The organism is Arthrobacter sp. DualSoilB13 (genome assembly GCF_055389195.1).
Window position 1 is genome coordinate 3,883,664 of the sequence record NZ_AP035865.1, and the last position, 21,335, is coordinate 3,904,998.

Below are 21,335 nucleotides of genomic sequence, written 5' to 3' on the forward strand. Positions count from 1 at the left end.
CGCGGAACCACCGTGATCGGCGCTCGGCAATATGGAGGCAACTGGGAAGGAACGCGACTAGCGCACGTCCCCATCCACATAGAACCAACGCTTGTCTTCCCGGACGAAGCGGCTTAGCTCGCGCTGGACCCCGCGTTCGCCGTCGAGCCTGTAGTGCGCAGCGAACTCCACTGTTCCCGTCGTGTCCAGGGGGCCACCGCCCGTGGCCGACACAATGTCCAGCCTGCGCCATTCCATGTCCGGATCCAGGTCCATCGACGCGGGGCGGGTGGACGAGTGCCAGGTGCGCAGGAGGTAGCCGGGATCCAGGACGACGAACGCCGAATAGCGGGACCGCATGAGTTGCTCAGCCGTTGGCGCATCCGCCGCGCTGCCATGAAAGCGCCCACAACATTCCTCGTATTGTTCGCCGGAGAGGCACGGGCAGGCACCGTTGCGGAGACGGGTTGAATCAGGGGTCATGGAGCGCCAATCTGAGACCAAAAATGAGAGCTGGGCAACATATTTTCCCACGCCTTATAACAGCTTCGAAACAACCCCGCCAGAGGGTGGGGCGGGGCGTGATTCCGTCGGTGCTGGACCTTAGGCTATATATGCAAGCTGGGTGGGCATTGGGCGCATCACAAAACGACGGCCAGGGGAGGCTAACGTGGAGGATCCGACAACACTCGCCATCAACCTGACGTATTTGGGGACACTCGGACTGGCGGTCCTGATGTTCCTGGGTCTGATGTTGATCGTCATCATCACCCTGGTGATCGCCGGAATCGGACGGCTACTGTCCATCATCCTTTTGGCCATGGTGGGGATCTTTCCCAAGAAGGCCAACACTCCCATAGTTCACCTCCCCCAGCACCCTGAACGCGTACCTGATCCCGCTGAGGCACACCACCATTTTGTGCCTCCCGCTGCGCCGGAGCCCGCTCTCGCGTCGGCCGGGGTTGGAGCTGCTTCCGCGCCCGGAGCCGGGGCCCCACCCGCAGCGCCCAAGCGAGACCTCCTGGGCGGTGCCCGACGACGCCTCCAGGGTGCGTCTTCTGCGCTCAAGGAAGGCGCGTGGAAGGCAAAAGTAGACCCCCGCAACCTGCCCAAACCGGCTGAGGTTAAATCAGTGGTGGAACACCAGACCGCCCACCACCCGATCGTTGTTGCAGCCGCCAAGGAACCACCCGTCCTCGCGAAGGACTGGGCAGACGCAGTGGCAGAAGCAGACGAGCGGGCTGCCGCACGCGCCAAAGCGCAACAGCCACCGGCCATCAAGGTCACCGTCCGCGACCTTGACGAGCCGACGCCGTCGTCCAACGGCAAAACCCCGGCTCCCAAGCGTCCCGACTTTCCACCCAAGAAGCCGGAGCAGGGTCCCGCACAGAGCCGCGACACCAAGAGCCCGGCCTCAGGCAATGGGGCAAAGAAGCCGGGCCCGGACACTTCCAAGGATGGAAAGTCTCCGAGCCCGATCCGAAAAGGTTCGCTCAGCGGCGCCAGCCGCAACTCCTAGATGCCTAGGCTGCCAACTGCCTAAACGCAGCACCGTGGTAGATCAATGGTTTGGATTCGAAATTGATGGTGGTGGCCTTGACCTCCAGAACGACGATCGCGTGATCCCCCGCGGGCGTCTCAGACACAATTTCGCATTCGAAACCCAGCACCGCGCCGTCGATCAGAACTGCACCTGAGTCGCTCACGCTGGTGTCCAATCCGGCAAAACGGTCGCGCGTTTTGGAGGCCAGCTGGAGGGCGGCCGCTTCCTGGCCCTCGGCGAGCACCGAAACGCCAAGCCGCTGCGCTTGACGGAGCTTCGGCCAAGTGGTGGAGGAGTTCTGCACGGCGAACATCACCAATGGCGGCTCCAGCGATACACCCACCGTGAAGGACGATGCAACCAAGGCTTCCGGCGTGAAGTCCACCATGGCACTGAACGCCGCAACTCCGGACGGGAACTGCGCGAATGCTGCCTTGATGGCCGCCGTTTCTTCCACTGTGGTCTGTGTCATTCCGGTGTCCCCTATCGTGCGATGCCTGAGTTCCCTACCCATGATTCACCTGCTTCCGGTAACGGCAATATTTGTTGATTCGAAAGACATTTGTGTTGCCGCGTGTCAAGAAATGTCGCGAAGTAAGGCCTCCTCCATTACCTCGCAAGAAGAAAAACGAAGAACTTCTACCATTTGCGTTTATGCCTCCGGTAGCCGTGTGTAGCCTCGATTGAACATCCGCACCGTTCCACCACAGGAAGCCGACATGAGCCTCAACGAGCTACGAACGCTTGGACGCACTGGCGCCCTGATCAGCCCCCTCACGCTGGGCACCCTGAATTTCGGCACCGGCGCCGCACCCACGGGTCCGGCCGAGAGCATCCGCATCATCAAGGCCGCCCTCGACGCCGGTATCACCAGCGTTGACACCGCCGACATCTACTCACAGGGCGAGGCCGAGACCGTGGTTGGCCAGGCCATCCACAGCCGGCGCGACGACGTTTTCCTGGCCACGAAGTTCCACGGCCAGATGGGCTCCAACCCGGCACACGCCGGCAACTCACGACGGTGGATCGTCCGGGCTGTGGAGGACAGCTTGCGGCGGCTGAACACGGACAGGATCGATCTCTACCAGGCGCACCGTCCGGACTACAACACCGATCTCCTTGAGACCATCACTGCCCTCAACGACCTCATCCGCCAGGGCAAGATCCTCTATTACGGCACGTCCGTGTTCAGCCCCGCCCAACTTGTTGAGGCCCAGTGGATCGCGAACACCAACCACCTGACCCCGCCCGTGGTGGACCAGGTTCCTTACTCCCTTCTGGTGCGCGCCAACGAACGGGACGTTTTCCCCATCACCCAGCAGTACGGCGTCGGGGTTTTGAGTTACGGACCGCTCGACGGCGGCTGGCTGGCGGGCGGTTATCGCGTCGGCGGGGGCCAGCCGGAGAGTTCGCGATCGGCAGCGGTTCCGGGCCGTTTCGATGTGAACGCACCCTTTAACCAGGGCAAGCTGCACGCCGCGGATGCGCTCGCGCAGCTTGCGACACGCCATGAGTTGACCCTGATACAGCTCGCCGTCGCCTTCGCCCTGAACCATCCGGCGGTCACCAGCGTGGTCATCGGACCGCGGACCGAGGATCACCTCACCGATTACTTGAAGGCCGCAGATGTGGTGCTGAGCGAGTCCGTTTTGGATGAGATCGACGACATCGTGGCCCCGGCCGTGAATTTCCTGGAGCGGGACGCCGGCACTGTTGCGCCCCACCTTGAGTACCCGGAACTTCGACGCCGGTAGCCCCCTTCCGTTGTGAGGCCCGCTTTGCACGCTCCCGGCACGCGTTAGCGCGCAAAGCAGGCCTCACAACAGGCTATTGACGCGGGTTCGGCCGCGGCGTGATCCTTGACCTAAGTGCTGCGGCACTCCGCAGCGTTTAGCTTCCAGTAGAACGCCGCCGCCCCATGTCCAAACACCACGTCAAACAAAAAGCAACGAAAGCAGCCAACCCAGGCCAGCCAACCCAAGGTCCGCTGACTCACGAAGAACTACAACTTTCCGGGCGGAACCACTCCATGCCGCTTGAGGCCCTGCACGACGACATCACGCCGGCCGGGCTGCATTACCTGCTGATCCACTTCGACATCCCCCATGTTTCCGCTGAGACATGGCGGCTTCGGCTGGGTGGCGCCGTTGACCGGAGCCTCGAGCTGAGTCTCGAGGACATCAAAGCCCGGCCCGCCGTCACCATGCCCGTCACCCTTGAATGCGCAGGAAACGGACGGTCGCTTCTGCAGCCACGTCCCGTCAGCCAACCCTGGGTTCTCGGCGCGGTGGGCACGGCAGAGTGGACCGGAACCCCGTTGGCACCCTTGCTGGAGGAAGCAGGCCTGGCGAGTGACGCCGTCGAACTTGTCTTTACCGGTGCCGACAACGGCATACAAGGGGGCGTCGAAGAGCCTTACGCGCGCAGCCTCTCGGTGGCGGAAGCCATGCATCCCGAAGTCATGCTGGTCTACGCCATGAACGGCAACCCGCTGCCCATTCAGCACGGCTTTCCGCTCAGGTTGCTGGTGCCGGGTTGGTACGGCATGGCCAGTGTGAAGTGGTTGACGTCGATCGAAGCTGTGACGTCGCGGTTCATGGGTTTCCAGCAGGCGGTCGCGTACCACTACCTCCAAGGTCCAGACGGGCCCGGCATACCCGTGTCCCACATTCGCGTCCGCTCCCTGATGGTGCCGCCGGGAATCCCGGACTTCTACACGCGGCGACGCGTCGTGGACGCCGGTCCCGTGATGCTCCACGGGCGTGCCTGGTCCGGGCACGGTGAGGTGGATCGCGTGGAGGTGGGGATCGACGGCGAGTGGATGCCCGCGCATGTGGATCCGCCGCTGGGTGATTTCGCGTGGCGGCGGTGGTCCATGGTGTGGGTCGCGAGCCCCGGGGACCATGTTCTGCGGTGCCGGGCCATGGATTCGTCGGGCGCGCTCCAGCCCACTGAACAGGTGTGGAACTACCAGGGCATCGGGAACAACATGGCGCAGGTGGTTGAGGTGACGGTGCGGTAGTTGGCTCTCGGCGGGCTGCCAGCGGCGGTTTCCGACGGCGGGATCCCGACCAGATGGTCAGACGCGCCACTCAGAACCTCCCGATTATCCGATAGCCGAGCTGCCTTGTCCGCATGCTGTACCGCAGGGCAAGAAGAAGCGACGCCACGGCTGCGGAGGCAACGGCGACCATCGCCGATTCCCACATCAGGATCCCGATGATGGCAATCGGGATGGTTACCAGATACGTAACCACGGTTGATGGTAGGGAGAGCCACGATGCCCGCTGTTCCACCGTCAAGATCTCCCCGCACAAATTCTCCACGACATAGGCAGGCACTGCGAGGAGATAGGCAGCAGTCAGCATCCACACCAATCCAACGTCAATCTCATCGCCGCCAAAGACCCTGGCAAAGACGGGAACGGCCGCTGCCACACCGGCCGCCGCGATGAAACTGGGCCAGACAACATACTTACCCGAACGTTGCACCACAGCGTGGGCGTCCGGCTGGCTTCGGCCCCGGGAGTACCCAACAAAAACGCCAACAGCGCTGAGGGTCGCTTGCGGAACCCGGCAGTAGAGGGTCCAGATCCTCGTGGCCACCGCTGCCGCAGCAACGGTGGCCACGTCCAAACGGCTGATGAGCATGAAGGGCACCACGGCAGCGGCGTAGTTGTTCATTTGCCGCAACCCGACTCCAAGGCTTGTTACAAACATCTCGCGGGTCAGCAGGATGATCCGGGGTTGATCAGCCGCGGCTCCGCTTTCCCCGTGACCTCGGGAGAAATGCCGTGCGAGGACAACAACCCCGCAGGCAGCAGTGAAAACCTGAGCGATCACCGTAGCAATGGCTACAGCAATCACCGGGTTGGCTGCCAGCACATTCAGCGGACCGTAAACCAAGGCGGCATTGAACGCCGCATTCAACACGAACACGGTGGCAATGAGGACAATGGAAGCGCGTTGTCTCCCCACGATGCGGAGGGTGACCGAGACGGCGGCCAGAGCCAACGTGAAGGGAATGCCCATCATGCGTACGGTCAAGTAATCGGTGGCTATGGCAGCCACAGCAGGCTCGGAGCCTACAACGGCAAAGATCAGGGGAACAACCCGGGTGACCACCATCCCGGCTGCAGTCCAGACGGCAGCAACGATCAACAGCGCGGCAAATAATTTGGGCAATAACCTGCTGGCATCATTCCGCCCTTCGGCGCGAGCCAATTTCACAGCAAAAACATCGATGATTCCCGCGAAGAAGGCCATGAAGAGCGCCGTCACGAGATCGCCCAAACCTATGCCGGCCACCATGAGGGCACCGAAAGGGGCCACGAAGGCCAGGTCAATAGCTCCATTTCCGGCGCTCAGGAGATCGACTGCAAACATGGTCCCGGCCAGGGAGGCAAACGTCCGAGGAGATAGGACAGTGTGGGTAGCAGCGCTCGACGCCGCCGGGTCCTCCGTTGAACCGATTCGTTGTGACATCACGCTATTCCCGCGCGAGCAGGTCCTTTGCAGATTGAACTCGGGCACTGGGTCTCATCATTACGAATCACAAGCTAACACACATTATTCGCCCATTGACGATTCCCGAGGGTTTCCTAAATTTACTTTGATCGGAGTTCTTAGTGCATTGGAAATTGCGCCAGAATGACGCTTCGTGGGATTACGGCAGGAATACAGGAAATGCAGAATTGCTGCAAGTCACATTCATTGGGTCCGTTCCACACCGGCTCGCTCGGGCCCCTTTGACGCCTCGAAACTGGGTCTGCCGTGCACACACCCCGGTTATCGGCGACAATTCAATGATGAGCATCCCGTCCTCGTCCCCGGCCAACGTCCGAGTCGATGCTTGGCTGTGGGCGATCCGCGCCTATAAGACCCGTTCCGCTGCCACGGCTGCCTGCCGCGCAGGGCACATCCGGATCAACGGGAACCCGGTCAAGGCGTCGCAGAGCGTGATCATTGGAGACACCATCCGGGTCCGGGAGTCAGGCTGGGAACGCATCCTTGAGGTACGGCGACTTATCGCCAAACGCGTCGGAGCCGAAGCCGCTTCCCACTGCTTCACGGACCATACTCCCCCGCGTCCCGTAGCCCCTAAGCTAGGCCTACCCCAGCGTGACCGCGGAACCGGCCGGCCCACCAAGAAGGACCGACGGGACATGGAGAAGCTGCGGGGCTAGGCGGGCCCTCGCGGACGTTATCCACAGGCTGCGTTTTCTGACATGAATGGATGCCCGTCCCCGGCCTAGACTGACCGGCACACCGCCAAACAGCTGCTGGGGAGCCTGTCATGTCACGCCTTTCGTTTGCCACTTTTCCTTTTGTTCACGTCCGAACGTGGGTCGCGGGACTCGCCGCTGTGGTGCTTTTGAGCGGTTGCCAGGGCGGCTCCGCACCAGGCGCGTCACCCTCAGAGAGCATCTCGACGACGGCGTCGCCCAGCTTGAGCGTTTCGGCTCCGGCGGCTTCGGCTACTGCGACGGCCTCCCCCGTATACAAGCCTGCAGACGCCCACGGAAAGGCGCAGAACGTGCCCGTTCCCGTGATGCCAGAGCTGGCGAAGGAGAACTCGAAGGCCGGGCTGGAAGCGTTCATTGGGTACTGGTTCCAGTTGCTTAGCTACGCGTACGAAACCGGCGACACAGCCAAGGCAAAAGAGTTGTCCAATGAAAGTTGCGTGCTTTGCACAGACCTCCTGTCCAACGTCGCAACAAACTACACGGAGGGCCGGTGGCTGGTCGGCGGAAAATATCAGACGCCTGTAATCGAAGTCCTTTGGGAGCCGTCGGCACCATCGCAACCTGCAAAGGTCCAAGTGCTGCAAGACCAGATCCTGTATATGAACCCGGATGGGTCTAATGGCAGGGAGCCGACGGCTGCAATAAATGATGCAGCGGCCTTCTTTGGCAAGTTCGCCAATAATTCTTGGTCTACAGCGGATCTCGGCGTGATTCGATGAGATCCATCTCTGCCCGTTTCGTGGCTGTCACCGTTCTACTTGTTTCGGCAACGCTTTCTTCGGCGCCTTCTTGGGCGGCGAACACACCAAGCCCGGGAACCGGCTTCACTGATCGCTCAATTGAGGTCGGCTCCAAGTTCATCATCGATCCAGTTACTGGCGTGCCATCCACAAACATGGGATCAGACGCCGCCGGGGAGGATCCATACCAATACAAGGCGGACTTCCGCTGCCGCGTTGGCGGTCCGGGCTCCCGCGAAATGGGCTGCCTAACTCTTGAATGCCCGCCTACTACATCCGGCGGCGAGAAGGGCTCGCCTGTTATTTGGTTGAAGGCTCCCAAGGGGATCACCAATCCGACCTTCACTGATTGGCAGCCAGTCGACGGCAAGCCCGCATGTTTGTATGACGCCGAGCCCGAAAATGTCATGGAAGATATCGCCGCCCGGATCCTTGCCGATTTCCGCCAACTACCCGTCAACCCCGGAAACCTCCAAGCCCAACCCTTCCCCCACACCCTCAAAGGCGGCCCCACCAACTTCTACACCACCACCAACGACCAAACCTTCGACCTCACCATCCTCGGCCAAACAGTCCACCTCACCGCCACACCCACCAACTACACCTACACCTTCGGCGACGGCACCACCCTCGGCCCCACACCAGCCGCCGGCTACTCCATCCCCGAAACCGAATGGCTCAACAACCAGACCCGCACCAGCCACATCTACACAGAAACCGGCAACTACCAAGCAGCAGTCACCACCAGCTTCACCGGAACCTACTCCGTCAACAACGGCCCACCACTACCCATCAACGGCACCCTGGACATCACCACACCCACCAAAACCATCCACGTCTGGAAAACAGAAAGAGCACTCGTCGCCGACACCTGCCAGGAAAACCCCAACTCCTGGGGCTGCCCCGGGGCAGTTTCCAAGTAAACGGACGACGCCGCGTACCACCCACGATTCAAAGTGGGTGGTTGCGGCCCAGGAATTCAGGGATCCTTCGCCTTAAGTGAAGAGAAGCATCAGTTCCTAAGAACTGATGCTTCTAGCCTGCCAAGCTCTAGGAGAACCAGGTACCTGGAGGACCCATGAACAGCAGGAAGCTAAAGACGGCCCCCACGGCGACGAGAGTAACAACTACGGCGAGAATCGGGTTCCGGAGAACCCAGGCCTGGGCTTTCTCAAATCCGCCTCGGGGTGCGTCGCCGCCAGCGGCCAAGCGCCAGCCGCCGTCGAGAAGGCCGCGACGATCCAGCGACTTCTCCGTTGGGATGGTGGCGTAGGGGATAACGGCTGAACCGATCGCGAGCAGACCCGTTCGGGTAGACCACTTTTGGTTGATCCACGTGAATGCCGCCGTCGCAGCGTAGCAAAGGAAAACGAAGCCGTGGATGCCTCCGGCAATGCTCACCCCAACCTCAGTGGTGCGCGTGACGTACTTAAGGAACAGCCCGATCAACAGCAACGTCCATGTCACGGCCTCGGCAAAAGCAACGGTACGGAACAAGGTGCGGGGCTGCATTGAAGTCCTCAGGTCGGAAACGGGAGACACGCGCTATTTTACCGGCTGTAGAACTGCCCCCACGTCACGGCATGGGCCTCGCAGCGTTACGGCAAAGGCAGCGCCTTCCGATTCCGGATCTGCGAGTCGCCCAACTCAATAGCCACGGGAGCTATCTCCACCTCCGGCTCGTGGCGTGAGCGGGCTTTGCCAACAGCGATGTGGGGCAACCACCGCGGCGACTTGTAACCAAGGGCGGGCGAGCTGAGGATGAAGTCGTCGATGTTGTCCAGGCCCAGGTCGTCGAAAAGTACGTGTAGCCCTTGCACCAAAAGTGCCTGATAGTCGTGCACTTCTTGAGGCACTTCGACTTCGAGCCCCATCAGACGGCCCCCGCCCAAAGGGATCAGTTTGTCCGACTTCCCCAGAAAGCCCTGCAATACCGGCAACTCCGTCAACCAACTGGCGATCTCCGGAAGCGTCTTCTCTGGAGCTGACAACCCTTTGGTCCAGGCAGCAATGTCGCGGCCCAGTTCATCCAGGATGCCAACATGGAGCAACGTCATATGCAGGCCCTGCGGTTTGCGGAGGGCCTCAACGAACCGGTTCAGCCCGTCGTAGTCCGACGCTCCTGCGCCCACCCGAAGGACAGGCACCTCAACTGTGATGCGAGGTCCATGCGGTTTGCCTGCAGCGGGATGATGACTGCCCGTCATGGTTGCCATTATGCGCCGTAAGGCCTGCGAGCGGGAGGCCGACGGCGGATCTCAAGTTCCGCCGTCGTGGTGCTGTTGGCGGGTGGCAGGGTTTCACTTCTTGGGGCGAGCCTGAACCAGGTTGGCGAACGGCAGGCGCCCATGAGCGGCCACGAAGCCTGCGTGGAAGGCGGCCTCGGCTGCATTGACCTCGGAAGCCGGGAGTTCCTTCCACGCGATGATCAGGTCCAAGGCGTCGCGGAGTTGCCAGATGAGCCGTGCGTCCCAAACGACGGTTGGCCGTCCACGGCCGTAGTCCAGAAACTCTTGGATCTGCTTGCGGAGCCCGCGATTACCTTGGCTCCCGGCGCTGGCTTTGCCGATGTAGAGCACAGAAGCGTCGGGCACCCATTCGGCTTCCAGTTCGTCACGCTTGAGATTGGGGTCTTTCTTCTTGAACGTGCCTGCAGTGCTCTTACCGAGGAATAAGGGCTCGAAGTCCGCGGGGCGGAGGATCACGAAAATGCCCGGGCCCTGCGGAATCCTCATAAGATCGAGTTCGTCGATCGGCCGGAAGCCGGTGAACCCGTTCTCGGTGAGGGACTTTTTGGTGAAGATCATGGTTCATTGTGTCAAGCCCACGTCATAACCTCTGCTGCCAGCCCGGCGTCCGTCAATTTGGACCAGGGCTTTTCAAGGAGGCAGAAGATGCACTGTCGCCATACGGCAACAAAAGCTAAAGTCGGCGTACGGCGACATCCTCCAAAGTTGCCGTACGGCGACAGGAGTGGAATTGCGTACGGTTCGAGAGGCTGGTCCGCTGGTGCGTGAGCTTCGCGACGAGTGTGGCTGGTCACAGAAGGAACTCGCCCGCCGGGCGAACGTGTCGCGAACCTTCGTGATCGATGTGGAGTCCGGCAAAGCCACCGTGGAGACATCGAAATTCATGGACGTCTTCCAAGCTCTGGGATTCGAAATTGCCATTCGCAACAGCGAGACGGGCAATGTCCGATGGTAAACGAACGCGCAGATAGAACGTATCCCACGTTGCCCCGAGGGGACGCCGGGGTCCACAAGAAAGTCCCCAAACCGTGAAGCGACTCTTTCAGCGTTGACACGCCCTTGTGACCCGTGCCATATTCAGAGCGTGAACCTGTCAGACAGCCGGACAGCCGGACAGCAAGGACCTCAGGGTGGGCATACGCCCATCTCACGCATCTCCGCAGCCGAGGCGGTCTTTGCGGCACTCCGCCGCGCCATTGAGGGCGGCCAGTTCGATATCGGCACCAAGCTGAGTTCCGAGGCAACGTTGGCAGGCCAGTACGGCGTGAGCCGCTCAGTCATCAGGGAAGCTTTGAGGTCCTGCAACACCTTGGGCCTCACGGTGACCAAGACCGGCAAGGGCACGTTCATTGTGGCCAACAAGGTTGCTAACGACCTTACCTTGGGTCAGTACAGTGCGCGGGATCTTAACGAAGCACGTCCTCACATCGAGATCCCGGCAGCGGGACTGGCGGCTCAAAGAAGGACCGAGGAAGAACTGGAACACCTCAAGGAAATCGTCCAGGAGATGCTCACCGAGAACGATCCCGAAGCGTGGGTGAACCTGGACGCCAGCTTCCATTCAGCCGTTGCCCGCGCCAGCGGGAACCGTGTGTTTGCCAGCGTCGTCTCGGACATTCGTGAAGCCCTGGCCCACCAGTCCGAAACCTTGAACCTCGTCGCAGACCGGCAACACCGCTCGGACGAGGAACACGTCGCAGTACTCAACGCAATCGAAGCCGGCGACTCCGAAGCCGCGAGCAACGCGATGGCCGCTCATCTGCAGGCCGTCAGCGTGGCACTGGACACGATCCTCAGCAAATGACACATCCGAAGGACACTATGCCCGCCCCTGCAGCACCGGCCCACCAGGCCGCGGCACTGAACATAAAGCCGCCCCACCACGTCCCGCTCGTAGAGGTAACACGTGACGGCTTGGTGGAGAGCATCCACTACGGCTCGTTGATCGCCCTCACAGCGGGCGGCAGCACCGCCGTCGAGGCTGGCGAGCCGGCCGCCCCCATGTACCCGCGTTCCAGCCTGAAGCCATTACAGGCTGTTGCCTTGCTCAAGGCCGGGTTGGACATCCCCCAGCACCTCTTGGCCCTTACGGCGGCCAGCCACTCCGGCGCGCAGATGCACCGCGACGGCGCCGTTGAGATCCTGAAGCTGCACGGCCTCACCGAGGCGGCCTTGGGTAACAGCCAGGACCTCCCCTTCGGTGTCCCTGAACGTGAAGAGTGGCTCCGCGCCGGCAACGGCCCCACCCAGCTCGCGCAGAACTGCTCCGGCAAGCACGCCTCCATGACCGCCGTCTGCGTCATCAACGGCTGGCCTGTGGAGGGCTACTTGCACCCCGGGCACCCCTTGCAGGTCCTGGTCCGCGACACCATCACAGAGCTCACTGGCGAAGAAGCCGCTGCGGTCAGCACGGACGGCTGTGGTACCCCGCTCTTCGCGCACTCGCTGCACGGCATGGCGCGCGCTTACGGCCGCCTCGCCGCTGCCGATGAAAGCACAGACGAGGGCAAGGTTGCCCACGCCATGCGCCGGTTCCCGGAGATGGTGGCTGGTGAGAGCCGTGACGTTACAGCCCTCATGCGGGCCGTTCCCGGCTTGCTCGCGAAGGATGGTTTTGAAGGCCTCCAGCTGGTTGGCCTCCCGGACGGCACCGGCGTCGCAGTGAAGATTTCCGACGGCGGCGATCGCGCCCGCATGCCCGTCACCGTCGAGGTTCTTCGCCGGTTGGGCGTCGACGGCGGCAGCCTGGACACGCTTCAAAGCCCCCCTGTGCTGGGCGGCGGCCTTCCGGTCGGCGAGCTCCGCGCAGCCCAAATTTTCAGCAACTAAACCAAGGACAGCTATGACCACCGTCGATCAGGCGATCCCCCTCCGTTCCGAACACGACCTTTTGGGCGACCGCAATGTCCCCGCGGATGCCTACTGGGGCGTGCACACCCTCCGCGCTATCGAGAACTTCCCCATCACCGGGCAACCCCTCTCCACCAACAAGCACCTGGTTAGGGGCCTGGCGGCCGTAAAGCAGGCAGCCGCACGCACCAACCATGAGCTTGGCCTGCTGGATGCCGAGAAGGCAGGCGCCATCGAGCAGGCATGCCAGGACATCCTTGACGGCATGCTGCACGAGCAGTTCATGGTGGACGTGATCCAGGGCGGTGCGGGAACCAGTTCCAACATGAACGCCAATGAGGTCATCGCCAACCGGGCGTTAGAGATCCTGGGCCACCCCAAGGGCGAGTACTCCAAGCTTCACCCCAATGACCACGTGAACCTGAGCCAGTCCACCAACGACGTTTACCCGACGGCCGTGAACCTCGCCACGATCTTCTCCGTGAAGGAACTCCTGGAGGCCCTCGAGGAACTCGAGTTGGCCTTCGCCGAGAAGGGCCGGGAGTTCCGGACCGTGGTGAAGATGGGTCGCACGCAGTTGCAGGACGCGGTTCCCATGACACTTGGCCAGGAGTTCGGCGGGTACGCCGTGACCATCGGCGAGGACCGGGCGCGCCTGGACGAATCCCACATGCTGATCCACGAGATCAACCTCGGTGCCACGGCAATCGGCACGGGGTTGAATGCCCCGGCCGGTTACGCGGATGCCGCGTGCCGCCATCTGGCCGACATCACTGGCCTTCCCCTCATTACTGCTGCTGACCTCATTGAGGCCACGCAGGACGTGGGTGCGTTCGTCCACCTGTCCGGCGTGCTGAAGCGCGTGGCCGTGAAACTCTCCAAGATTTGTAACGATCTCCGCTTGCTGTCTTCCGGACCGCGTGCGGGTTTGGGCGAGATCAACCTTCCGGCCGTGCAGTCCGGTTCGTCGATCATGCCCGGCAAGATCAATCCGGTGATCCCGGAAGTGGTCAGCCAGGTGGCGTATGAGGTCATCGGCAACGATGTCACAGTCACCATGGCCGCGGAGGCCGGCCAGCTCCAGCTGAACGCCTTCGAACCGATCATTGTGCACAGCCTGCACAAGAGCATCTCCCACCTGGAAGCAGCGTGCCGCACCCTTACGGCGCGCTGCGTCCGGGGCATCACTGCAAACACCGAACGGCTACGGCTTACCGTGGAGCAGTCGATCGGTCTCGTCACGGCATTGAACCCCCATATCGGCTACGCCTCCGCCACCGCTATCGCCCAGGAAGCGTTGGCAACGGGCAAGGGCGTTGCAGAACTCGTGTTGGAGCACGGTCTCCTGACCGCTGCCCAGCTGGAGGAACTGCTGAGCCCCGAGCGTCTGGCAAATCTCAGCAAATAGGCCGAAACTGGCCTGTAAGCGCTCCGACCAGCCGTCCCGCCCCATGAGGCATACCCCCACGAGGCTTTGTTCTGCGTGCCCGAATCCCTCCCCGGGCGCGCCCAGGACACCCCCAACAGGACACCCCTAAGGATTCCAATGACCAACCCCATCACGGACCACACGGTCCCGGCCCAAGCGCACGCCAGCGAGAAAGCCCTCCACCAGGAGGACTCCGGCTACCACAAGGACCTCAAGCCCCGCCAGATCCAGATGATCGCGATCGGCGGCGCGATCGGCACCGGGCTGTTCCTGGGTGCCGGCGGCCGACTCAACGCAGCTGGCCCTTCCCTTGTCATCGCGTACGCAATCTGTGGTTTCTTCGCTTTCCTGATCCTCCGCGCACTCGGTGAACTGGTTCTGCACCGCCCGTCGTCGGGTTCCTTCGTTTCCTACGCCCGTGAGTTCTACGGCGAGAAGGCCGCCTTCGTTTCTGGGTGGTTCTACTGGATCAACTGGGCCACCACCACCATTGTGGACATCACCGCCGCGGCGCTGTACATGAACTTCTTCGGAAAATACGTCGCGTGGATTGGTGCGGTTCCGCAATGGGCCTGGGCGCTGATTGCCCTGGTGGTAGTCCTTTGCCTCAACCTGGTGTCCGTGAAGGTCTTCGGCGAAATGGAGTTCTGGTTCGCGCTGATCAAGGTGGCAGCACTGGTGGCCTTCCTCCTGGTGGGCACCTACTTCGTCATCTTCGGCACACCCGTGGAAGGCCAGGAAGTCGGCTTCAGCCTCATCGCAGACAACGGCGGCGTCTTCCCCAACGGCGTCCTTCCCATGATCATCCTCATGCAGGGCGTGCTGTTCGCCTACGCATCGATTGAGCTCATCGGCACTGCAGCCGGCGAAACTGCCAACCCGGAAAAGATCATGCCCAAGGCCATCAACTCCGTGGTCATCCGCATCGCCCTCTTCTACGTTGGTTCCGTCATCCTCCTGGCCCTGTTGCTCCCGTTCACCGCTTACGAGAAGGGTGTCAGCCCCTTCGTGACGTTCTTCGGCTCCATTGGTGTTGAGGGCGTGGACGTCATCATGAACCTCGTGGTGCTCACCGCAGCCTTGTCCTCACTCAACGCCGGGCTTTACTCCACGGGCCGCATCCTCCGCTCCATGTCCGTGGCCGGTTCGGCCCCGAAGTTCGCCCAGCGCATGAATAAGGCTGGCGTCCCGTACGGTGGCATTGCCATCACGGCCGGCGTTTCCCTGCTCGGCGTTCCTCTGAACTACCTGGTCCCGTCCGATGCTTTCGAGATCGTCCTCAACGTCGCATCCGTGGGCATCATCGTCACGTGGGCCACCATCGTCCTGTGCCAGATGCAGCTCAAACGATGGGCCGACAAGGGGTGGCTCAAGCGCCCGTCCTTCCGGATGTTTGGTGCCCCCTACACCGGCTGGTTGTCCTTGATCTTCCTGGCGGCCGTGCTGATCATGGTGTTCATCGAATCCCCGTTGACCATGCTGGTCACCGCGATTGCCTGTGGACTCATGGTCTGGGGCTGGTTCCTGTGCCGCAAGCAAATCCATGAGCTTGCTGCCACCCGTGACGGCTACACGGGCAGCGCCCCCGTCATCGCCAACCGCCCTCTTCCCGGCGGCGACAAGTAACAGGCAACTACCGCTAGTTCACGACGGCGGCACCCGGGTTCCGTACCAATCGGAACCCAGGTGCCGCCGTCGTACGTTAACGCACTCAACTGAGAAGGGGGCGGACACAGACATCCGATCATTCGTGGCTACTATTGGTCCATGGCTGTCACAGACGAGGCGATCAGCAAGATCAAAGACATGCTGATCCGCGGCGAACTCAAGGCCGGCGACCGACTCCCGCCGGAAAAAGAACTGAGCGAACGGCTCGGCCTTTCAAGGAGTTCATTGCGTGAGGCTGTGAAGGCTCTGGAGCTGATCCGTGTGCTGGATGTTCGCCGCGGCGATGGCACCTACGTGACAAGCCTCGACGCGAAGCTGCTCAACGAAGCCGTTGGGTTCGTCGTTGACCTGCACCAGGACCGGTCCATCCTGGAACTCTTTGAGGTCCGACGAATCCTGGAGCCCGCAACCGCACACCTGGCGGCCGCTAAAATCACGCCGGCCGAGCTGCAAGCCCTGCGAAGCACCATGGACGGCATCGACGAGAACACGGACGTCGAGGAACTCGTCGCGCATGACCTGCAATTTCACAGCATCATTACCGAGGCCGCGGGAAACGACTACCTCGGGAGCCTCTTGGAAGCACTGTCCAGCAGCACCGTGCGGGCCCGGATCTGGCGTGGACTGACGCAGGAAAAAGCTGTGGCGCACACCCTGGCGGAGCACCACGCAATTGCTGACGCCTTGGAACGCGGCGACGCTGAACTGGTGCGAGCCCTGGTCACCGTGCATATCAGCGGCGTAGAGAACTGGTTGCGGCAGGCGCTCTAATTGTCCGGCAAAGGGGTGACTGCCAAGCCGTAGGTCCGCACCGCCGTCTCCTCCAGCACAAGGTCCTGCTCCGAGGGACTCAAGGAAGACACCAGTTCCAGCAGGACATCCAGCGTCCGGCCGTACGGTGCACCCACAGTACTCACTGGCCAGTCACCGCCAATCATCAAACGCCCCGGCCCGAATGCCTCCAATGCTGTTTCAAACAGCGGCCGCAACGCATCCGCGGTGTAGTCGACTCCGGGCAAATGTAAGCCGGAAAGTTTGGCCACTGTGTTCGGCTCCCGTCCCAGCGCCAGGAAGTCTGCGCGCCATAGGTCCATGAGCGAAGGATCAGCCAGCGGCGGCTTACCCAAATGATCCAGCACAACGGTCAGTTCCGGCATCTCACGGGCGAGCCGAACCGCAGAACTCAGGTGCCGCGGAAAAGCATCGGGGATGTCCAAGGTGAGGCCGCGCCGCGCCACCAGCGCCAGCGACTCCCGAACAGGCGGAAGATCCAGGAAATCATCCCGGGGATCGTCATGCACCAGATGCCGCACTCCCCTGAAAACCGCTTGAGCCGTGAATCGGTGCAACTGCTCAGCGGCGTCAGCCGGCGCGTCCAACCTGATCCAGCCCACCACTCCGAACACCCAGGGATTCCTCGCGGCGACGGCCAACATGCTTTCGGTATCGGCAACGGAATCGTCGGCCTGCACCAGCACGGCTCCCCTGACTCCGGCAGCGTCCAACGTCTGGCGCGCCTCATCTTCGCCGAAGCTGCGGAAGAGTTCACCATGCTGCGGGCCCAGCCACGGATAGTGGCGCGCACCGCCGGTGACGAAGGTGTCCAGGGTCCACAAATGCAGGTGCGAATCAATCACCGCCCAACGCCCTCCAAAGCCTCCCACAGCTCCTCCGGCACGGTCGCCTCCATACGGGCAGCGTTGATGGAGACTTGTTCAGGAGAAGTCGCCCCGGCTGTCACGTTCACCACTGCCGGGTGCCGCAGCGGAAACTGGAGTGCCGCCGTCGGAAGTTCCACGCCGAAATCGCGGCAAACGGCTGCGAGCGCACGCGCCCGTTCCAGCACATCCGGTGGTGCCTGACTGTAGTTGTAGTGGGCGTCCTCGGGGACTTCGGGCCGGGCCAGGAGGCCCGAGTTGTAGGCACCAACGCTGACGACGCCGGTGCTGCGCTCGGCACAGCGTTCAAGTAGCGGGACGCCGGGCTGCTCAAGCAGGGTGTACCTACCGGCGAGCATCACAAGGTCCAGGTCCGCGGCTTCGACGCATTCCAACGCCGCTTCGGCAGAGTTGATGCCCACTCCGATCGCCCGGACTACACCCTCGGAGCGGAGTTTCTCCAGGGCCGGGAGCGCGTGGGTGATTCCGGCCTGGAGATCGTGGACGTCGGGATCGTGCAGGTATGCGATGTCCACGTGGTCCAGGCCGAGCCGTTCCAGGGAGTCTTCGATGCTGCGGCGGACGCCCTTTTCGGAGAAGTCCCACACACGCTGGGTGGTGGCGGGGACGTCGAAGCCTTCGGGGTCCTGGCCCCCACGTGTGTTGGGTTCCAGGAGCCGGCCTACCTTGGTGGAGATGACGAATTCGTCGCGGGGCTTGTCCCGGAGAACAGCACCCAGTCTCTGCTCGGAGAGGCCCAGCCCGTAGTGGGGCGCGGTGTCGAAGTATCGGATGCCGGCGTCCCAGGCTGCCAGGACGGTTGCGAGCGCCTCTCCGTCGGGGATGGCCCGGTAGAGGTTACCGATGCCCGCCCCGCCGAAGCCCAGTTTGCCCAGTTTTCGCAGATCGAGTGAGTTCATGGCAGTTCCCATACCCTTTGGATACCCGTATCCGCCCCTGAGTAATCGTCGTGGACCTCTAAGAGTTCAGCCATTCGGGCCTGCCATGGCACATTGGCCGGGTGGTGGGCGAGCGCATGCCGCATTTCTTGATAGTTGTCGACGTCCACTACGTGGAAGAGGTCGAGCCCGCTGCGCCAGATACGCCAGTTCCGCACACCGGCTTCCTTGAGCGCTGTCACCAGCTCAGGGGGAATGTGCGAGTGGGCGTCAGCGTACGCCTCTTCCAACCCTGGTTTGAGCCGTGTGTGGAGGGCGATGCTCTCAACCATTCACGGCCTCCGGCTCTGCAGCCGACGGTTTCAGGAAGAGTTCCACCACAGGTACGGCGACGTCCGGCCGCTGCACTGGCAGCTTGATGGTTAACGTCCCTGGCGGTTGGCCTCCCTGGGTCATGTTCATGGCCTGCTGTCCGGGGTTTACTTCTTTGAGGAACACCTCGGACGCGTCGTTCAGCAACTGCGCGTACTCGACCTTCCCGGCAAGGTCCGGGAGGTGGACGTACTCGAACGGCCAAGCGAACAGGTGGACGTAAAGCCTGTCACCGCGCTGCGTGTATCGCGTATCTGCCGGGGCCGTGAACTGCGAGGCCCCCGCCCCGTAGATGGCGCGCGAGTGCAGCTTCATCCAGCCGCCAATGCCTTCCAAGGATGCCAGGGCCCGAGGATCGAGGTTTCCCCTTCCGGTAGGGCCGACGTTGAGCAGCAAGTTGCCGCCCTTGGAAACACCGTCTACCAGCATGCGGATGAGCAGGTCCACGGATTTGTAGTTCAGGTTGTCCCTGTCGTAGCCCCAGCTTCCGTTCAGTGTCTGGCATGCCTCCCAGGTGACCGGTTCGCCGTCGAGCATCATGGGGCCGGCGGGCTGGTACTGTTCCGGCGTGACGAAGTCTCCCGGGATTTCCAGCCGGTCGTTGACAATAATGCCGGGTTGCAGCTCCCGCACCATGGCGAGCAACGCCTCAGAATCCCAATCCTTTCGCCCCTTGCCGCCCCAGAATTCCTCTTCATGTCCACCTGTGTAGGAGAAGTCGAAGAACAGGTAGTCGATGGTTCCGTAGTTGCTCAGGAGCTCACGCACCTGACCGTGCAGGTACTCGCGGTAACGGGCCATGTCGCGTCCGGCGTTCAAGCTTTCGACGTCGGCAGCGTTGCGTTGCGGGTGTACCCCGTCAACGGTGAAGTCGGGGTGGTGCCAGTCAACGAGCGAGTGGTAGAAGCCGACCTTCAGCCCCTCAGCCTTGAGTGCTTCCACATACGGTGTGATCAGGTCGCGGCCGGCCGGCGTGTTGGTGGCTTTGTAATCAGTCAAGGCTGAGTCCCACAGGCAGAAGCCGTCATGGTGCTTGGTGGTGAGGACCACGTACTTCATCCCCGCATTCCGGGCGGCGCGGGCCCATTCCCTGGGATCGTAGAGGTCCGGGTCGAAGCGTTGGAAATACTTTGAGTACTCCTCCACGGTGATTTCTTCCTGGTTCATCACCCACTCGTGCCGGGCAGGCAGGGCGTAGATGCCCCAGTGCACGAACATCCCAAAGCGTGCCTCTTCAAACCAAGGTGCGTGCTGAATCAACGGGATTCCTTCCAGATGGGGCCGTTCGGAAAACTGTAGGCGGCCAGTGTTTCACGGAGCATTTCGTTTCCTGCACCCGGCCCAGCGGGCGGCCAGTAGGCGCCGTCGTGGACCACCACGGGAGTGATGAAGTGTTCATGGAGGTGGTCCACGAACTCGATGGTCCTGTTCTCCCTGGTACCGGAGACAGCTACGAAGTCGAACATGGACAGGTGCTGCACGGCTTCGCAAAGGCCAACCCCGCCGGCGTGCGGACATACCGGCACACCGAACTTGGCAGCAAGAAGTAGTATCGCGATGTTCTCGTTCACGCCCGCTACCCTGGCGGCGTCAATCTGCAGGACCTGAAGTGACCCTGCCTGAAGCATCTGTTTGAACACCACACGGTTCTGGACATGTTCACCGGTGGCAACGGGGATGGGCGCAACTCCACGGGAGATTGCTGCGTGGCCCAGGATGTCGTCCGGGCTGGTGGGCTCCTCAATCCAGGCGATGTCGTAGGGAGCGAGGTGGGCCATCCAGTCGATGGCTTCCTGCACGTCCCAACGCTGGTTGGCGTCCACGGCGATCTTGATGTCGGGGCCCACAGCAGCGCGCGCAGTCCTCACGCGGCGGATGTCGTCCTCCAAGGAGGCGCCCACCTTCAACTTGATCTGGGCGAATCCGTCAGCCACGGCTTCCTTGGCCAGCCGCGTCAGTTTCTCGTCGCTGTAACCCAGCCAACCCGGCGTCGTGGTGTACGCGGGGTAACCCTCAGCGCGAAGTGCCGCTTTGCGGGCTTCGCGTCCGGGTTCGGCGGCGCGAAGTATGCTCAGCGCCTCGTCCGGAGTGAGCGCGTCCGTGAGGTACCGGAAGTCCACGAGCGCTACGAGTTCTTCGGGCGTCATACCTGCGAGCAACTCCCACAGGGGCAGACCTGCACGTTTGGCTTTCAGGTCCCACAGAGCATTGACCACCGCACCGATAGCCATGTGCATAACGCCCTTCTCCGGCCCCAGCCACCTGAGTTGGGAATCATGGGCCAACAGTTTCCAGGTGGCGCCCATGTCAGCGAGCAGTTCCTCAACGGACCGGCCGAGGATGTGCCCGCGGAGGGCATCAAGCGCCGCCGTTTCAACCTCGTTCCCGCGCCCAATCGTGAACACAAACCCGTGGCCCTCGTGCCCATCCCCGGCATCCGTGCGGATGATGAGGTACGCCGCTGAATAGTCCGGGTCCGGATTCATGGCATCGGAACCATCAAGTTCCAAGGACGTTGGGAAGCGGACATCGAACGTTTCCACTGCGGTGATGGTGCTCATACGGCTCCTGAAGTGCGTTGCTCTATCTTTACCCGACACTAAACATCGGATGTATACCTTGTCAATGGGTCACATTTCCGTATTATGGGTAACAACACCACACTAGAGTTCGGATGTTAGTCCCGAACGCACGGAGGAAGCC

23 protein-coding genes are annotated in these 21,335 nt (G+C 62.0%); 12 read left to right on the forward strand and 11 right to left on the reverse strand.

Annotated elements, in window-relative coordinates; genetic code table 11:
- Window positions 1–57: 57 nt before the first annotated feature.
- Complete coding sequence (locus ACZ5J0_RS17885) at window positions 58–462, reverse strand: YchJ family protein (RefSeq protein WP_464093712.1); 405 nt, start codon at window positions 460–462, stop codon at window positions 58–60.
- A 187-nt stretch (window positions 463–649) separates the two neighbouring features.
- Here ACZ5J0_RS17885 and ACZ5J0_RS17890 point away from each other — a divergent pair, with 187 nt between their 5' ends.
- A complete protein-coding gene (locus ACZ5J0_RS17890) occupies window positions 650–1,498 on the forward strand; it encodes a hypothetical protein (protein WP_464093713.1) in 849 nt (282 codons plus the stop codon).
- Between the two features lie 4 nt (window positions 1,499–1,502).
- Here the strand turns inward: ACZ5J0_RS17890 and ACZ5J0_RS17895 are convergent, their stop codons facing one another.
- Window positions 1,503–1,994: a flavin reductase family protein gene (locus ACZ5J0_RS17895; RefSeq protein WP_464093714.1), complete on the reverse strand. Its 492-nt coding sequence runs from the start codon at window positions 1,992–1,994 to the stop codon at window positions 1,503–1,505.
- A gap of 247 nt (window positions 1,995–2,241) precedes the next feature.
- Here ACZ5J0_RS17895 and ACZ5J0_RS17900 point away from each other — a divergent pair, with 247 nt between their 5' ends.
- Complete coding sequence (locus ACZ5J0_RS17900) at window positions 2,242–3,276, forward strand: aldo/keto reductase (RefSeq protein ID WP_464093715.1); 1,035 nt, start codon at window positions 2,242–2,244, stop codon at window positions 3,274–3,276.
- 164 nt (window positions 3,277–3,440) lie between these two features.
- Window positions 3,441–4,544: a sulfite oxidase gene (locus tag ACZ5J0_RS17905; RefSeq protein WP_223941122.1), complete on the forward strand. Its 1,104-nt coding sequence runs from the start codon at window positions 3,441–3,443 to the stop codon at window positions 4,542–4,544.
- Window positions 4,545–4,614: 70 nt separating this feature from the next.
- Here ACZ5J0_RS17905 and ACZ5J0_RS17910 read toward each other — a convergent pair whose 3' ends face one another.
- Window positions 4,615–6,006, reverse strand: a complete 1,392-nt coding sequence (locus ACZ5J0_RS17910) for an MATE family efflux transporter (RefSeq protein ID WP_223941123.1) — start codon at window positions 6,004–6,006, stop codon at window positions 4,615–4,617.
- 320 nt (window positions 6,007–6,326) lie between these two features.
- Between ACZ5J0_RS17910 and ACZ5J0_RS17915 the strand changes: the two genes are divergently transcribed.
- The 3 genes from ACZ5J0_RS17915 (at window position 6,327) to ACZ5J0_RS17925 (ending at window position 8,430) form a co-directional block, all read left to right on the forward strand.
- Entirely contained in the window at window positions 6,327–6,707 is a 381-nt protein-coding gene (locus ACZ5J0_RS17915; RefSeq protein ID WP_250821396.1) for an RNA-binding S4 domain-containing protein, read from the forward strand.
- Between the two features lie 350 nt (window positions 6,708–7,057).
- Window positions 7,058–7,486 (forward strand): DUF6318 family protein, encoded by a 429-nt coding sequence (locus ACZ5J0_RS17920; protein ID WP_464093716.1) that lies wholly within the window; start codon window positions 7,058–7,060, stop codon window positions 7,484–7,486.
- Window positions 7,487–7,647: 161 nt separating this feature from the next.
- Complete coding sequence (locus ACZ5J0_RS17925; RefSeq protein WP_223941125.1) at window positions 7,648–8,430, forward strand: PKD domain-containing protein; 783 nt, start codon at window positions 7,648–7,650, stop codon at window positions 8,428–8,430.
- A gap of 127 nt (window positions 8,431–8,557) precedes the next feature.
- On the opposite strand, the gene ACZ5J0_RS17930 is transcribed toward ACZ5J0_RS17925, so the two are convergent.
- The 3 genes from ACZ5J0_RS17930 to ACZ5J0_RS17940 form a co-directional block, all read right to left on the reverse strand.
- Complete coding sequence (locus tag ACZ5J0_RS17930; protein ID WP_250821398.1) at window positions 8,558–9,019, reverse strand: DUF3817 domain-containing protein; 462 nt, start codon at window positions 9,017–9,019, stop codon at window positions 8,558–8,560.
- Between the two features lie 86 nt (window positions 9,020–9,105).
- Complete coding sequence (locus tag ACZ5J0_RS17935) at window positions 9,106–9,714, reverse strand: hypothetical protein (protein ID WP_223941127.1); 609 nt, start codon at window positions 9,712–9,714, stop codon at window positions 9,106–9,108.
- Window positions 9,715–9,807: 93 nt separating this feature from the next.
- Complete coding sequence (locus tag ACZ5J0_RS17940; protein ID WP_142937652.1) at window positions 9,808–10,314, reverse strand: hypothetical protein; 507 nt, start codon at window positions 10,312–10,314, stop codon at window positions 9,808–9,810.
- Window positions 10,315–10,486: 172 nt separating this feature from the next.
- Between ACZ5J0_RS17940 and ACZ5J0_RS17945 the strand changes: the two genes are divergently transcribed.
- The 6 genes from ACZ5J0_RS17945 (at window position 10,487) to ACZ5J0_RS17970 (ending at window position 16,474) form a co-directional block, all read left to right on the forward strand.
- Window positions 10,487–10,711 carry a helix-turn-helix domain-containing protein gene (locus ACZ5J0_RS17945; RefSeq protein WP_464093717.1) on the forward strand — a complete coding sequence of 75 codons (225 nt, stop codon included), beginning with the start codon at window positions 10,487–10,489 and terminating at the stop codon, window positions 10,709–10,711.
- A 129-nt stretch (window positions 10,712–10,840) separates the two neighbouring features.
- Entirely contained in the window at window positions 10,841–11,560 is a 720-nt protein-coding gene (locus ACZ5J0_RS17950; protein ID WP_142937651.1) for a FadR/GntR family transcriptional regulator, read from the forward strand.
- On the forward strand, window positions 11,557–12,585 hold the full coding sequence (locus ACZ5J0_RS17955) for an asparaginase (RefSeq protein WP_374207001.1): 1,029 nt from the start codon (window positions 11,557–11,559) through the stop codon (window positions 12,583–12,585). The genes ACZ5J0_RS17950 and ACZ5J0_RS17955 overlap by 4 nt, the downstream gene beginning before the upstream one ends.
- A gap of 13 nt (window positions 12,586–12,598) precedes the next feature.
- A complete protein-coding gene (aspA, locus tag ACZ5J0_RS17960; protein ID WP_142937650.1) occupies window positions 12,599–14,014 on the forward strand; it encodes an aspartate ammonia-lyase in 1,416 nt (471 codons plus the stop codon).
- Window positions 14,015–14,152: 138 nt separating this feature from the next.
- On the forward strand, window positions 14,153–15,661 hold the full coding sequence (locus ACZ5J0_RS17965) for an amino acid permease (RefSeq protein WP_142937649.1): 1,509 nt from the start codon (window positions 14,153–14,155) through the stop codon (window positions 15,659–15,661).
- Window positions 15,662–15,802: 141 nt separating this feature from the next.
- Window positions 15,803–16,474 carry a FadR/GntR family transcriptional regulator gene (locus ACZ5J0_RS17970; protein WP_142937648.1) on the forward strand — a complete coding sequence of 224 codons (672 nt, stop codon included), beginning with the start codon at window positions 15,803–15,805 and terminating at the stop codon, window positions 16,472–16,474.
- On the opposite strand, the gene ACZ5J0_RS17975 is transcribed toward ACZ5J0_RS17970, so the two are convergent.
- The 5 genes from ACZ5J0_RS17975 to ACZ5J0_RS17995 are packed head-to-tail and all read right to left on the reverse strand — an operon-like array spanning window position 16,471 to window position 21,193.
- Complete coding sequence (locus tag ACZ5J0_RS17975; protein ID WP_464093718.1) at window positions 16,471–17,340, reverse strand: amidohydrolase family protein; 870 nt, start codon at window positions 17,338–17,340, stop codon at window positions 16,471–16,473. The two genes, ACZ5J0_RS17970 and ACZ5J0_RS17975, sit on opposite strands and share 4 nt — an antisense overlap.
- The gene (locus ACZ5J0_RS17980; protein ID WP_166842456.1) at window positions 17,337–18,281 is read right to left on the reverse strand and encodes an aldo/keto reductase; all 945 of its coding nucleotides are present in this window, start codon (window positions 18,279–18,281) and stop codon (window positions 17,337–17,339) included. Before ACZ5J0_RS17980 ends, ACZ5J0_RS17975 begins: the two co-directional genes overlap by 4 nt.
- A complete protein-coding gene (locus ACZ5J0_RS17985) occupies window positions 18,278–18,592 on the reverse strand; it encodes an L-rhamnose mutarotase (protein ID WP_464093719.1) in 315 nt (104 codons plus the stop codon). The genes ACZ5J0_RS17980 and ACZ5J0_RS17985 overlap by 4 nt, the downstream gene beginning before the upstream one ends.
- The gene (locus ACZ5J0_RS17990; protein ID WP_142937644.1) at window positions 18,585–19,892 is read right to left on the reverse strand and encodes an alpha-L-fucosidase; all 1,308 of its coding nucleotides are present in this window, start codon (window positions 19,890–19,892) and stop codon (window positions 18,585–18,587) included. Before ACZ5J0_RS17990 ends, ACZ5J0_RS17985 begins: the two co-directional genes overlap by 8 nt.
- Complete coding sequence (locus tag ACZ5J0_RS17995; RefSeq protein WP_464093720.1) at window positions 19,889–21,193, reverse strand: L-fuconate dehydratase; 1,305 nt, start codon at window positions 21,191–21,193, stop codon at window positions 19,889–19,891. The genes ACZ5J0_RS17990 and ACZ5J0_RS17995 overlap by 4 nt, the downstream gene beginning before the upstream one ends.
- Window positions 21,194–21,335: the final 142 nt, after the last annotated feature.